16 protein-coding genes are annotated in these 13,226 nt (G+C 67.2%); 9 read left to right on the top strand and 7 right to left on the bottom strand.

Features of this window, described 5'->3' with window-relative positions; genetic code table 11:
- Positions 1–62 precede the first annotated feature (62 nt).
- The 4 genes from Q8M85_RS11745 to recR are packed head-to-tail and all read left to right on the top strand — an operon-like array spanning position 63 to position 3,273.
- Positions 63–1,817: a DNA polymerase III subunit gamma/tau gene (locus tag Q8M85_RS11745; protein ID WP_305544569.1), complete on the top strand. Its 1,755-nt coding sequence runs from the start codon at positions 63–65 to the stop codon at positions 1,815–1,817.
- Positions 1,814–2,278, top strand: coding sequence for a GNAT family N-acetyltransferase (locus Q8M85_RS11750; protein WP_305544571.1), 465 nt, complete (start codon positions 1,814–1,816; stop codon positions 2,276–2,278). The genes Q8M85_RS11745 and Q8M85_RS11750 overlap by 4 nt, the downstream gene beginning before the upstream one ends.
- Before the next feature lie 54 nt (positions 2,279–2,332).
- Complete coding sequence (locus Q8M85_RS11755) at positions 2,333–2,677, top strand: YbaB/EbfC family nucleoid-associated protein (RefSeq protein WP_305544573.1); 345 nt, start codon at positions 2,333–2,335, stop codon at positions 2,675–2,677.
- The gene (gene recR / locus Q8M85_RS11760) at positions 2,677–3,273 is read left to right on the top strand and encodes a recombination mediator RecR (RefSeq protein ID WP_305544575.1); all 597 of its coding nucleotides are present in this window, start codon (positions 2,677–2,679) and stop codon (positions 3,271–3,273) included. Before Q8M85_RS11755 ends, recR begins: the two co-directional genes overlap by 1 nt.
- Before the next feature lie 23 nt (positions 3,274–3,296).
- Here the strand turns inward: recR and Q8M85_RS11765 are convergent, their stop codons facing one another.
- The 3 genes from Q8M85_RS11765 to Q8M85_RS11775 are packed head-to-tail and all read right to left on the bottom strand — an operon-like array spanning position 3,297 to position 5,781.
- Entirely contained in the window at positions 3,297–3,962 is a 666-nt protein-coding gene (locus Q8M85_RS11765; RefSeq protein ID WP_305544577.1) for an HAD family phosphatase, read from the bottom strand.
- Positions 3,959–4,519 (bottom strand): 16S rRNA (guanine(966)-N(2))-methyltransferase RsmD, encoded by a 561-nt coding sequence (rsmD, locus tag Q8M85_RS11770; RefSeq protein ID WP_305544580.1) that lies wholly within the window; start codon positions 4,517–4,519, stop codon positions 3,959–3,961. The genes Q8M85_RS11765 and rsmD overlap by 4 nt, the downstream gene beginning before the upstream one ends.
- A 59-nt stretch (positions 4,520–4,578) precedes the next feature.
- Positions 4,579–5,781: an NAD(P)/FAD-dependent oxidoreductase gene (locus Q8M85_RS11775; RefSeq protein ID WP_305544582.1), complete on the bottom strand. Its 1,203-nt coding sequence runs from the start codon at positions 5,779–5,781 to the stop codon at positions 4,579–4,581.
- A gap of 88 nt (positions 5,782–5,869) precedes the next feature.
- On the opposite strand from Q8M85_RS11775, the gene Q8M85_RS11780 reads away from it, so the two are divergent.
- On the top strand, positions 5,870–6,355 hold the full coding sequence (locus Q8M85_RS11780) for a peroxiredoxin (RefSeq protein WP_305544585.1): 486 nt from the start codon (positions 5,870–5,872) through the stop codon (positions 6,353–6,355).
- A gap of 75 nt (positions 6,356–6,430) precedes the next feature.
- Here the strand turns inward: Q8M85_RS11780 and Q8M85_RS11785 are convergent, their stop codons facing one another.
- The 4 genes from Q8M85_RS11785 to Q8M85_RS11800 form a co-directional block, all read right to left on the bottom strand.
- Positions 6,431–6,781, bottom strand: a complete 351-nt coding sequence (locus tag Q8M85_RS11785; protein WP_305544587.1) for a hypothetical protein — start codon at positions 6,779–6,781, stop codon at positions 6,431–6,433.
- Positions 6,782–6,790: 9 nt separating this feature from the next.
- Positions 6,791–7,564, bottom strand: a complete 774-nt coding sequence (locus tag Q8M85_RS11790; RefSeq protein WP_305544589.1) for a DUF6478 family protein — start codon at positions 7,562–7,564, stop codon at positions 6,791–6,793.
- A gap of 6 nt (positions 7,565–7,570) precedes the next feature.
- Positions 7,571–9,307 (bottom strand): dihydroxy-acid dehydratase, encoded by a 1,737-nt coding sequence (ilvD, locus tag Q8M85_RS11795; protein ID WP_305544592.1) that lies wholly within the window; start codon positions 9,305–9,307, stop codon positions 7,571–7,573.
- A gap of 77 nt (positions 9,308–9,384) precedes the next feature.
- The gene (locus tag Q8M85_RS11800; RefSeq protein ID WP_305544595.1) at positions 9,385–10,401 is read right to left on the bottom strand and encodes a zinc-ribbon domain-containing protein; all 1,017 of its coding nucleotides are present in this window, start codon (positions 10,399–10,401) and stop codon (positions 9,385–9,387) included.
- Between the two features lie 174 nt (positions 10,402–10,575).
- Here Q8M85_RS11800 and Q8M85_RS11805 point away from each other — a divergent pair, with 174 nt between their 5' ends.
- The 4 genes from Q8M85_RS11805 to Q8M85_RS11820 are packed head-to-tail and all read left to right on the top strand — an operon-like array spanning position 10,576 to position 13,191.
- On the top strand, positions 10,576–11,247 hold the full coding sequence (locus Q8M85_RS11805; protein ID WP_305544597.1) for a cell division ATP-binding protein FtsE: 672 nt from the start codon (positions 10,576–10,578) through the stop codon (positions 11,245–11,247).
- On the top strand, positions 11,244–12,140 hold the full coding sequence (locus Q8M85_RS11810; protein WP_305544600.1) for an ABC transporter permease: 897 nt from the start codon (positions 11,244–11,246) through the stop codon (positions 12,138–12,140). Before Q8M85_RS11805 ends, Q8M85_RS11810 begins: the two co-directional genes overlap by 4 nt.
- A complete protein-coding gene (locus tag Q8M85_RS11815) occupies positions 12,137–12,862 on the top strand; it encodes a 1-acyl-sn-glycerol-3-phosphate acyltransferase (protein ID WP_305544602.1) in 726 nt (241 codons plus the stop codon). Before Q8M85_RS11810 ends, Q8M85_RS11815 begins: the two co-directional genes overlap by 4 nt.
- Positions 12,863–12,882: 20 nt before the next feature.
- A complete protein-coding gene (locus Q8M85_RS11820; protein WP_305544605.1) occupies positions 12,883–13,191 on the top strand; it encodes a TfoX/Sxy family protein in 309 nt (102 codons plus the stop codon).
- Positions 13,192–13,226: the final 35 nt, after the last annotated feature.

The following is a 13,226-nucleotide window of genomic DNA, read 5'->3' on the forward strand; positions in this document are numbered from 1 at the left end:
CCCTTCCCGGTGGACCTTCCGTCCCCTGCGCCCTAATCTGCCCCTGACTGAACGAGGGTTCCATGTCCGACGAGAAAGCCTACCAGGTCCTTGCCCGCAAGTACCGACCACAGACTTTTGCCGACCTGATCGGGCAAGAGGCGATGGTGCGCACCCTGAAGAACGCCTTCGCGGCGGACCGGATTGCCCATGCCTTCGTGATGACCGGCGTTCGGGGCGTCGGCAAGACCACCACCGCGCGGATCATCGCCAAGGGCCTGAACTGCATCGGCCCCGACGGCAAAGGCGGCCCCACTACGGAACCCTGCGGCGTGTGTGAGCCCTGCATCGCCATCGCCGAAGGCCGCCACGTCGACGTGATGGAGATGGACGCGGCCAGCCGCACCGGGGTCGGCGACATCCGCGAGATCATCGACAGCGTGCACTACCGGGCCGCTTCCGCGCGCTTCAAGGTCTACATCATCGACGAAGTGCACATGCTGTCGACCGCCGCCTTCAACGCGCTGCTGAAGACGCTGGAAGAACCCCCCGCCCACGTCAAATTCATCTTCGCCACCACCGAAATCCGCAAGGTCCCGGTGACGGTGCTTTCCCGCTGCCAGCGTTTCGACCTGAAGCGGATCGAGCCGGAAGTCATGATGGCCCACCTGTCCAGGGTGGCCGACCTTGAAGGGGCGAAGCTGGCGCAGGACGCTCTCGCGCTGATCACCCGCGCCGCCGAAGGCTCGGTCCGCGACGCGATGAGCCTGATGGACCAGGCCATCGCCCACGGCGCGGGGGAAACGACCGGCGAACAGGTCCGCGCCATGCTGGGCCTGGCGGACCGGGGCCGGACGCTGGACCTGTTTGATCTGATCATGAAAGGCGATGCCGCCACCGCGCTGTCCGAACTCAGCGGCCAGTATGCCGACGGTGCCGACCCGATGGCCGTCCTCCGTGATCTGGCCGAGATCACGCACTGGATTTCGGTCATCAAGATCAACCCCGCCGCTGCCGAGGACCCGACCACCCCCCCCGACGAACAGTCGCGCGGTCAGGACATGGCCAGCCGCCTGCCGATGCGCGCGCTGACGCGGATGTGGCAGATGCTGCTGAAGGCCATCGAAGAGGTCGCCCTCGCACCCAACGCCATGATGGCCGCCGAGATGGCCGTGATCCGCCTGACCCATGTCGCCGACCTGCCCGATCCCGAAACCTTGGTGAAAAAGCTCCAGGACTCGCCCCGCCCGCCGACTGGGGGCGGCGGCATCGCGGGCGGAGCCCCCGCCGGTGGCTCCACCGTTCACTCGCCCCGGATGGCCCCGGTCCACTCGGCCCCCACGCGCGGCCCGACGATGACCGCCACCGCCCCGGCCCTGGCCGAAGGGCAGCTTCAGGTCTACGCCTCCTTCGAGCAGATCATCGAGCTGATCCGCCAGAAGCGCGACATGCTCCTGCTGAACGAGGTCGAGACCGGCCTCCGCCTCGCCCGCTATGCCCCCGGCCGGATCGAGTTCGAACCTGCCCCCGGCGCGAAACCCGACCTCGCCTCTCGTTTGGGTCAGCGCCTGCAAGGCTGGACCGGCGCGCGCTGGGGCGTCTCGGTCGTGGCCTCCGGTGGGGCTGCCACCATCGCCGAAACCCGCAATGCCGCGCTTCAGCAAGTCCGCACCGAAGCTGCCGACAACCCCCTGGTTCAGGCCATCCTGACCGCCTTCCCCGGCGCAAGGATCACGGAAGTCCGCTCCCCCGAAGCCATCACCGCCCAGGCCGCGGAAGCCGCGCTGCCCCAGGCCGAGCCCGAACTGGACGACGATTGGGACCCGTTCGAAGAATGATCCCCCGGCGCGCCACGCCCGCCGACGCGGCAACGCTGGCGCGGCTCAATGCCCACGTGCAATCCTGGCACGCTGCGCACTACCCCGAAGTGTTCTTCCCCAACCCCGAGCCTGCAGCGCTCACGCAATACTTCGCCGACCGCCTGGCCGACCCCGCCTGCACCGCTTTCCTCACCGGCCAACCCGCCACCGGCTACGCCCTCTGCCAGCTTCAGACCCGCGAGCGGTCGGTCTTCTCGCCCGGCTACCGCCGCCTGATGATCGACCACATCGCCGTCGCCCCCGAAGCCCGCCGCCAGGGCCAGGGCCGCGCGCTCCTGCATGCCGCCCGCCAACTCGCCCGCGACCTTGAAGCCGACGAGATCCTGCTCGACACCTGGGACGCCAACACCGACGCCCACGCCTTCTTCCGCGCCAACGGCTTCACCCCCCGCCGAATGCTCTTCCGCGGGACGCCCTGACCTTGCACCCTGCCCCTGCAGCCCGTATCTCATAAGAAACAGACGGAGAACGACATGCTGAAAGGTCTGGGCGGACTTGGCGACATGGCCAAGATGATGAAAGCCGCGACGGAAATGCAGGGCAAGCTGGCCGAGATGCAGGAAGACCTCGCCCGCATCGTCGTGGTGGGCGAAGCCGGGGCCGGCCTGGTCAGGGCCCGCGCCACGGCGAAGGGTGAGGTGACGGGGCTGGACATCGACCCCTCGATCCTGGTCGCCTCCGAGAAGGAGGTCGTCGAGGACCTGATCCTCGCCGCCATCCACGATGCGCAGCTGAAAGCCAAGGCGCGCAGCGAACAGGAAATGTCCCGCCTGGCCGAGGCGATGGGCATCCCGCCCGGCATGAAACTCCCGTTCTGATGAAGGACGAGACCGGCATCGAGGCACTGATCGAGCTGATGGCCCGGCTTCCCGGCCTTGGGCCAAGGTCCGCCCGCCGCGCCGTCTTGGTCCTGTTGAAGAAGCGCGCGCAACTGATGGCCCCCCTCGCCCAGTCCCTGGCCGAGGTCGCCCTTGCTGCCAAGGAGTGTAGTCTCTGCGGCAACATATCGACGACCGAGGTCTGCAGCATCTGCACCAACCCAGCCCGCGCGACCGGCGAGATCTGTGTGGTGGAAGATGTGGCCGATCTCTGGGCGATGGAACGGGGCCAGGTCTTCAAGGGCCGCTACCACGTCCTTGGCGGCACGCTCTCCGCCCTTGACGCCATCGGCCCGGACGAGCTTGGCATCCCCCGCCTCGTCGCCCGCGTGGCAGAGGAGGCTGCAAGTGAGGTGATCCTGGCACTGAACGCCACCGTCGACGGCCAGACTACCGCCCATTACATCGCCGATGCGCTTGCCGGGACCGATGCCCAGATCACCACGCTCGCTCAAGGTGTCCCCATCGGCGGCGAGCTTGACTACCTCGACGACGGCACCATCGGCGCCGCCCTCCGCGCCCGCCGCAAGCTCTGATGCTGGTTCAAGCGTAGGGTGCGCTACAGCGCACCGATCCCCAGCAACCCCGGCAGATCCTCCATCCGATGAAAGAGCGGCACCCCAAGCGCCGCCACCGACCGTGCCGTGGGCGTTTTGTGGCCATGCGCCGCATAGCCAAAGCAGCGCATCCCCGCCGCCAGGGCCGCGCGTGCCCCCATCGCGCTGTCTTCGATCACCACGCAAGCTTCGGGGCGCACGCGACAAGCCGCAGCCGCCGCCAGATAGACATCCGGCGCGGGCTTCGGCGCACCAAGAGCTTGCCCCGAAAGCACAGCGCGAAACCGTCCCTCGATGCCGTGCTGACCCAGCGTGATCTTCATCTTGGCGAGCGACCCGTTCGATCCCATCGCGTAAGGAACGCCGACCGCATCCAGCCGGTCCAGAACGGGCAGCACGCCCGGCACCAAAGGCACGCCGGCGATCAGCAGCTCGTTCATCCGACTGTAGAAATGCGCCACCCATCCCTGCGGCAATCGCGCGCCTGCCGCAGTCGCCTGCCGCGCCACCATCTCGACCGTCTGCCCCAGGTAATCGGTCTCGAAATCCTCCAGCGTCAAGGGCAAGCCATGCGCGGCAAGCTCCTCGACAAACAGCGCCAACGTCGGACCCTCGCTGTCCACGACCACGCCATCGCAGTCGAACAGCACGGCTTCCGGGCGGATCATGTCGGTGCTTTCAGAAGGGTCACAACGGTGTCGCCGTAGGTTCGTTGGTCCACCTGCACGAACCCTTCCGGCACCGATGGGGCCACCCCTTCCTCCCACACGACCATCGCCCCCGGCGAAAGCCAGCCCCCCTTCTTCACCTCTGCCAAGGCCACCGCCCCCATCCCCTTGCCGTAAGGCGGATCCAGGAATACCAGTCCGTACCCCGCCCCTGCATTGGGCCCAAGCCGCCGCGCGTCCTGCCGGATCACCCGCGTCTCTGCCTCGGCGCGCATCTTGGCGATGTTCGCCCGGACCAGCGCCAGCGCCTTCGCACCATCGTCGACGAAGGTCACCTGCGCCGCCCCCCGGCTTAACGCCTCCAGCCCAAGGGCACCGGTCCCGGCGAACAGGTCCAGCACCCGTGCGCCGGTGACCGGGTTGCCGTGGGCGTTGATCAGAAGATTGAAGATCGCCTCGCGCACCCGGTCCGAGGTCGGCCGCAGATGCGCCGCCGCGTCGCCCTCGCCTAGGTCTGCAAGCTTCAGGCCACGTCGGTTGCCGCCAATGATCCGCATCTGGTCTCCGTGAACACTCCCTCTCCCGTTCGGGGAGAGGGATCGGGGGTGAGGGGGGGTCAGGCCTTGAGCAATGCCTTCAGGTCCGGGGTCGAGACAATCACCTCGGGCGAAGGGGACTTGCCCATTTCGATCAACCTTTTGCCCACCATATAGGCCCGGCTGTCGTTCATCGCGTCTACCGCCAGCAAGTCTGCGCCGCGATAGTACCAGAAGCTTGCCACGTCACCCTCGCCCTGCCGGGTGACGATGTGGTCATAGCCGGTGTTAAGCCCGGCGATCTGCAGCTTCAGGTCGTACTGGTCCGACCAGAACCACGGCTTCGCCTCGTAGGGCGCAGCGGCCCCAAGGATATTCGCCGCCACCGCCTCGGCCTGGTCGATGGCGTTGCCCACTGACTCCAGCCGGATGCGCCCGTCGTTCCAGGGAAAGGACGCACAGTCCCCCGCCGACCAGATCGAGGGGTCCGAGGTCCGGCCCTGCTCGTCCGTCGCAATGCCGTTGTCTATGGTCAGCCCGGCGATCTCGGCCAGTTGAGTATTCGGCGTGATCCCGACGCCCACGATGACAAAATCCGCCGGAAGCTGGCGCCCGTCCGTCAGCAGCGCGCCTTCGACCCGATCGTCACCGATCAGCCGGTTCAGCCCTGTCGCCTCCAGCACCTTCACCCCATGCGCCTGGTGCAGCGCGCGAACATAGTCCGACGTCTCGGGCGCGGCGACGCGCTGAAGGATGCGTGGCGCCATTTCCAGCACAGTCACATCAAGTCCCAGCTTCGAGGCCACCGCAGCCGCCTCCAGCCCGATATAGCCGCCGCCGACGATGATGACCTTGCGACCCGGCTGGAACTCGGCCCGCATCGCGTCGACATCGGCCAGCCTGCGGACCGTGTAGACGCCTTCCAGCGACCCGCCGATGGAGGCAGGCAACCGCCGAGGCGTCGAGCCCGTGGTAAGCGCCAGATGATCATACTCCAGCACCTCGCCACCCACCGTCACCGCCTTTGACGTGGGGTCGATGGCTGTCACCGCCTGCCCCAGCCGCAGTTCCACCTCGTTCTCGGCCCAGAACTCAGGCGCGCGCAGCCAGAGGCGGTCTTCCTCCATCTCGCCCAGAAGATAGGCCTTGGACAGCGGGGGGCGCTGGTAGGGCGGCGCGGGCTCGTCGCCCAGCATGACAATCTCGCCCCGGTGGCCCAAAGCCCGCAGCTTTGCGGCCAGTGCCGCCCCCGCCTGCCCGGCCCCCACGATCACCACCCGCATGGCACTTCCCCCTCTGGCATGTTCCGCGCCGGACCCTATAACCCAAGCGACAGAAGGTGCAACGCGCCGCTACCATGAGGAACTGAAAATGACGATTGCCGAAGGTAAGAGCCTCCCCGACGCCACGCTTCTGCACATGGGCGACGCCGGGGCCGAGGCGGTGAAACTTTCCGACAAGCTGACGGGCCGCAAGGTCGTGATCTTCGGACTGCCCGGCGCCTACACTGGGACCTGCTCCACGGCGCATGTCCCAAGCTTCATCCGCACCGCGCAGAAGTTCGCCGACAAGGGCATTGACGAGATCATCTGCGTGGCCGTCAACGATCCCTTCGTGATGAAGGCCTGGGGCGAGGCGACCGGGGCCATCGCCGCCGGGATCACCATGCTGGGCGACGCCGACGCCAGCTTCTCGAAGGCCATCGGCCAGACCTTCGACGTGCCGCACCTTGGGTTCTTCGCACGCTCCAAGCGTTATTCGCTTCTTGCCGAGGACGGGGTGGTCACGAAGTTCAACCCGGAAACCGGCCCCGGCTGCGAGATCTCGGCGGGCGAACACCTGCTTTCCCAGCTCTGACCCAAGGCTCGTCGTCGACTTCGTCGCTCCTCGCGGGTGCGCCCCCGAGGAGAAGACGAAGTCGCACGACGAGGCTTAGCCCTCGCGCACGTGGCGCTGGAAGGCCCGCTTCAATAGGTCCAGTTCGGCCCGCAGAAGGCTTAGTTCCGCGCGGATATCCCCGTCCAGCGGCTGACCGGCGACCAGCGTCACCGCCGTCACTGTCTGCCCGCCTGACTGAACCAGGATCGTCTGCAGGCCCTCGTTCAGGACCCAGGCCGGGATCGGCACCCGCAGGGCAAAGCGTCCGGGCTGACCTGGCACGGGCTGGACCTGCACCCCCTCCACCACCCGTCCGCCATGCAGCGCCTCGATGACCGGAGGATCGGTCGCTGTCACCATCGCTTCCCAGACGCCGCCCGCTATCCTGCCCTCGTCAACCTTCATCCTTCACCTTTACAATTCGGCCCTGGGCCTGCGGCTGACCACCAGATCGCGGATCACGATGCGGGTCATGGCCGCCTCGTTCAGGATCAGGTCCAGCCAGGCCCTCTCGATCCTTCTGTCGTTCAGGTCGGCATAGGCCAGGTCGAACTCTGCCACCTTGTCGCGGCCCGCCTCCGGCAGGGCGCTGACCGGCTGCGCGACGTTCGGCCCGTGCTTGATGTTCAGCCGGGTAAAGGCCTTCACCGGGACGTCACTGTCGATCACCATCTCGGCGCGCACCAGATGGCGCGCCTTAAGTCCCTCGACCGCTGCGACTGGCAGGTTCAGCGCCAGCGACAGGAAACTGCCCTTGAAGCCGAAGACGTCGATGGCCAGCCCGTAGGGCGCACGGTCCTCGGTCCTGTCGTTGCGGACCTGTCGCACCACGACCTCGCCCAGCGGGCAATCATGATACAGCGCCACGCCCTCGCCCAGCGGCGTCCTGTCGCCGGACGCGACGGCTCCGGGATCTGCAAGCGCCCCGCGCCAGAGGTCGGGCCGCCAGGACCAGTCGGTGCCCAGCGGCATCTGCGGCAGGCCGGCGGTCAACGCCGGCACCGCCAGCCGCATGTCGGCCACTTGCAACACCCGGTCCAGCTGCCGCCGCATCCCCCGCGCTTCGGCCCGCACGGCGCGCAGCTCGAAGCTTTCCAACTCTGGCGCCGCCTCGGCCAGCCGTTTCCACCGCCCTTCGGTCCGGCGCTGGTGCCAGCCCTCCAGAAACTGCGCGATGCGACCGGCCATCGGCCCTTACTGGTCCATGTAGACGTGGCTTTCGCCCTTGCCGCCCGGATGCGTCACCGCCCCCCAGCGCGCCCCACCGCACAGCTTTGCAAACTTGTGGACCGCGCCCGAGGTGTAGGCCGTCTTGCGCGGCCCTTTCCATTCGGCCTTGCGTTTTGCCATCTCCTCATCCGAGACGTTGACGGACAACTCGCCCGTCAGCGCGTTCAGCGTGATGATGTCGCCGGTCTTCAGCAGGGCAATCGGCCCGCCATGTGCCGCTTCCGGCCCGACGTGACCCACGCAGAAGCCGCGCGTCGCGCCACTGAACCGGCCGTCGGTGATCAGCGCGACCTTCTTGCCCATGCCCTGACCGGACAAGGCCGCGGTGGTCGACAGCATCTCGCGCATCCCCGGCCCGCCCGCGGGGCCTTCGTTGCGGATGACGATGACCTCGCCTTCCTTGTATTCCCGTGCCTTCACGGCGGCAAAGGCATCTTCCTCACATTCGAACACCCGGGCCGGGCCGCTGAAGACCTGCTCGGCCTCGCTCATGCCGGCGACCTTCACGATGGCCCCATCGGGTGCCACATTGCCCTTCAGGCTGACCACGCCGCCCGTCCTGGTGATCGGCGAGCCAATGTCATAGATCACCCGGCCATCCGCTTCGCCTCGGATTTCGTCCAGGCTTTCGCCCAGCGTCTTGCCGGACGCGGTCATGCAATCCAGGTGCAGCAGGCCCGCTTTCGCCAGTTCCTTCATCACCACGGCCACGCCGCCCACCTCGTGCAGGTCCTTGGCGACATATTTCCCGCCCGGCCGCAGGTCGACGAAGTACGGAGTGTCCTTCATGCAGGCCGCCACGTCGAAGAGATCGAAGTCGATCCCCGCTTCGTGCGCCATTGCCGGCAGGTGCAGCGCCGCGTTGGTCGACCCGCCCGTGCAGCCCACAACACGCGCGGCATTTTCCAGCGACTTGCGCGTCACGATGTCCCGCGCGCGGATGTTCTTCTCGATCAGGTTCATCACCGCGACGCCCGAAGCCTCGCCATACTGGTCGCGGCTTTCATAGGGCGCCGGGGCGCTGGACGAGTTCAACAGCGCCAACCCGATGGCTTCTGACACGCAGGCCATCGTGTTCGCCGTGTACTGGGCACCGCAGGCACCGCTCGAGGGGCAGGCCACCCGCTCCATGATCTCCAGTTCCGCGTCCGACAGGTTTCCGGCCTGGTGCTTGCCCACGGCCTCGAACATGTCCTGCACGGTGATGTCCTGGCCCTTGTAGCGGCCCGGCAGGATCGACCCGCCATAGATGAAGACCGACGGCACGTTCAGCCGGATCATCGCCATCATCATCCCCGGCAGCGACTTGTCGCAGCCCGCAAGGCCCACCAGCGCGTCATAGCAATGACCGCGCATCGTCAGTTCCACGGTATCCGCAATCGCGTCGCGCGACGCCAGCGAGGAGCGCATCCCCTCGTGCCCCATCGCGATGCCGTCCGTCACGGTGATCGTGGTGAACTCGCGCGGGGTGCCGCCGCCCTTCTTGACGCCGTGCTTCACGATCTGGGCCTGACGGTTCAGCGCGATGTTGCAGGGGGCCGCTTCGTTCCAGCAGGTCGCGACACCCACCCAGGGCTGGTGGATTTCTTCCTCGGTGATCCCCATCGCGTAGAAATAGCTGCGATGCGGAGCGCGCGCCGGACCTTCGGTCACGTGGCGGCTGGGAAGCTTCGACTTGTCGAAACGCTGGTTGGTGGACATGACGGCTCCTTGCGGGAAATGGCTTGGCCGCAAGGGATAAAGGCGCGCCCGTTTGGGGGCAAGCCGAATTGGCGGCGTCAGGTGCCGTTGATCGCCACGGTCGCGCTTTGCATAAGCCCGTCAAGCTGCAGCCGAAGGCTGTCCACGAACCCGACATAGCTTTTCAACACGCCGGTCAGTGCCGGAACAGCCTCGGCTATCGCATCCGCGCTGCCATAGACGGCCGAGCCCAGGATCGCGACTGAAAGAACCATCAGGAACCCGCTGCGAAAGCTGCTGCGGCCCTCTGCCGCTGCCTGCGTGGTGCCGTCCGCGGCGTCTTCTGTTACCGTCTCGGCCGGGCGCAGCGTCGAGTTGATCTCCTCGACATCGGGCAGCCGCGCGCGACGGGCCGCCAGAGTCGTGTCCTCGTAGACCGGCTGGTGCGGCAGGCTGATCTGGGGCACGGCCTGCTCGATCCCCAGTTCGGTCTGGGTCTCAAGCGGCTTCGCTGCCTCGGCCTTGCGGGCCTTGGCCTCACGCTCGGCCTCCTCGCGCAGGATGGCCAGGACAGAGTCGTCAACCGCATAGGCGGCAGCGACCGCACCGGCGGCAGGCGCCGGAGGCACGTCGTCAACTTCGGGCGCAGGATTCGGAATGGTCTCGGCACCCTCTGGCGCGGCCCCGGTGTCAGTCGTGACCGCCTCAACTGCAACCGGGGGTTCAGGATCGGCGGGCGTCGGCTCTGGCTCGTCGGCCGGAACCGTCGCTTGGACAACAGGCGCGGCTGCGGCCATGCCCGGCGTCTCGTCCTGCTGCACTGCCACGTCGACAGGGGTCACATCATCGGGCACCGAGGCGACCACTTCAGGCTCCGGCTCCGGCGGAGGTGCTGCCGCCTCGACGGGCACTTCTGCGGCTGCGGCTGGCGCAGGGGTGACCGAAACTGGCGCAGACGCTGCTGCCACAGGGGTCTCCGACGTCGCCGCCCGCGACCGCATCTGGTACCACGAATGTCCGCAGTTGGCGCATTGCACGTCGCGTCCGGTCTCCGGGATCGCGTCTTCCGGGACCTCGTACTTCGCCTCACAGTTCGGACAAACCAACCGCATCATCGTCCCTCAAGCCTGTTTTTCCCGGCTGCCGCACTTGTTGTAATCGCTAATTCCTGTCGTTCCAAGGGTTTGTCGCTTACCCTTGTGCAATCGTTTCCCCCTGTGCGATGGAAAGCGCAGTGGCAGCGGCCCGGATGCCGCTTTTCCAGACGCAGCGGGCAGCAGGGGACAACCGTGATCAGCTTCGAGAACGTGGCCTACAGCTATGGCGGGGGCGAGCTTCTGTCGGATGTCTCGCTCAAGCTTGCACCGGGGTCCTTCCACTTCCTCACCGGCCCATCAGGCGCGGGCAAGTCGACCTTCCTGAAACTCGCCTATGCCGAGCTGAAACCCACTGCGGGCCGCGTCACCCTGTTTGACAACGATGTGACCAAGCTCTCGCGCGATGACGTCGCCCGCACCCGCCGCCGCATCGGAATTGTCCACCAGGACTGCAAGTTCCTCGACCACATGACGCTGGCCGCCAACATGGCGCTCCCCTTCACCGTATCGGACCGCGAAAGCGACCCGCGCGACCTTGACGACCTCCTCTCCTGGGTCGGCCTCAAACACCTGGCCGATGCGCTTCCCCCCCAACTCTCTGGCGGCGAACGCCAGCGCGCCGCCCTGGCCCGCGCCGTCATCGTCGACCCCGACGTGATCCTGGCGGACGAGCCGACCGGCAACGTCGACTGGGAGATGTCCTTGCGCATCCTCACCCTGCTGGTGGAACTCAACAAGATGGGCAAGACCATCCTCGTCGCCACCCACGACCTGAACCTCATTCGCCAGGCCAAGGCGCAGATCCAGGCCCGCGTCCTGCGCATCGCCAAGCATCGGGTGCAGCTTGCGGGGGCCGACCTGTGAAGTTCCCGACCGCCAAGCCCGCCTCGCCCGCCACCCGCGCGCTGGAAGTCGTCCCCCCTTCCGGCCCGACCGCCTGGCTGACGACCTTCACCGCCGGCGCGATGACCTTCCTCTGCGTCTTCGCCCTTGCCCTCTCGCTTGCCTCCGGCCGGCTCGCGACCCGCTGGTCCGAGGCGCTGGCCAAGACCGCCACCATCCGCCTCTCGGCGCCCGAGGAACAGGTCCAGATCCAGACCGACGCGATCCTTGCCACCCTTGCCACCACCCCCGGCATCGCCAGCTACCGCCTGATCGACGACGACGAGACGCGCACCCTTCTGGAACCCTGGTTCGGCCCCGGCCTGCCCGTCGAGGCCCTGCCGATCCCCCGCCTGATCGAGGTCGTGGAAGCCGACCCGCCCTATGATTCCCTTGGCCTGAAACAGCGCCTGACCGCCGAGGCGCCCGGCGCGATCCTCGATGACCACACCCGCTGGCGTCGCCCGCTCGCCGAGGCCGCAAGCCGCATCCGCCTTCTTGGCGTTCTCTCCATTGCGCTGATCGGTGCGACGATGGCCGCGATGATCACGCTTGCGGCCCGCGCCGCCCTTGCCACCAACGCGCAAGAGATCCGCGTCCTCCGTCTGATCGGCGCACGCGACAGCTACATCGCCCGCGCCTTCGTGCGCCGCTTTACCCTGCGCACGCTGGGCGGGGCGGCCATCGGGGCCGCTGCCGGGCTTCTTGGTGTCGCAGCCCTGCCCGCCGCCGATGCCGCCGGGGGCTTCCTGACCGGCCTCGGCTTCACCGGCTGGGGCTGGCTCTGGCCCTTGGCGCTCCCGACGCTTGCGGCTATCGTGGCCTTCCTCGCCACCCGCCGCGCAGCCTTCCAGAAACTGCGAGAGCTGACATGACCCCGATCCGCTGGCTGCTCTCGCTGGTCTTCATCATCCAGATGTATCTCGCGATGGCGGTCATCGCTGTCCTTTTTGCCCCCTGGGCGCTGTTCTCCCGCACCGGGGCACGCGCGGCCTGCAAGACCTACTGCCGCTGGGTGATCTTCACCCTCCGCCTCCTCTGCGGCACCCGCTGCGAGGTCCGGGGCACGCCCCCCACGGGCGAAGCCGTGATCGCCGCCAAGCATCAAAGCTTTCTCGACATCATCCTGATCTTCAACGCCGTGCCCGCCGGCAAGTTCATCATGAAGCGCGAGCTGATCTACACCCCGTTCCTCGGCCAATACGCGCTGAAGATCGGCTGCGTCCCGGTGAACCGGGGCAAGCGCGGCGCCGCCATCCAGAAGATGAAGGCCGACGTCGCCGCCGGAGCCGCCGAGCCGGGCCAGCTGATCATCTACCCGCAAGGCACCCGTGTCGCGCCTGGCGACCAGAAGCCCTACAAGGTCGGCACCGGCCTTCTTTACGAACAGCTTGGGCAACCCTGTATCCCGGTCGCCACCAATGTGGGCGTCTTCTGGCCGAAGCGCGGCATCCTGCGCAAACCAGGCCTTGCCGTGGTGGAATTCCTCGACCCCATCGACCCCGGCCTGAAAGTCCAGGACTTCATGGCCCGCCTGGAAGCCGAGGTTGAAACCCACTCCAACCGACTGATGGCGGAAGCCGGGTTCCGCGCCTGATGGGCACCAGGGCCGAAACCATGAAGCATATTCTCGACGCCCTCGCGCCCCTGGCCCTCAGCGCCCGCAAGATGTTCGGCGAATATGCCCTCTACCTCGACGGCAAGGTCGTGGCGCTGGTCTGCAACGATCAGCTTTTCCTCAAGCCCACTCCGGGCGCGCAGGCCGCCCTCCCAGGCTCCGCGCAGGGTGCACCCTACCCCGGCGCTAAGTCGCATCTTCTCGTCACCGATACGCTCGACGACCCGGAATCCGTCGTCAGCGCCCTGAAGGCCATCGCCGCCGCGCTGCCCGCCCCGAAGCCGAAGCCGAAGAAATCCAAAGCCTGACCCAAGACAGCATTCACCTGTTCACAAGTATCCCA

It is taken from the genome of Tabrizicola sp. (assembly GCF_030694085.1).
Taxonomy (GTDB): Bacteria; Pseudomonadota; Alphaproteobacteria; order Rhodobacterales; family Rhodobacteraceae; genus Tabrizicola.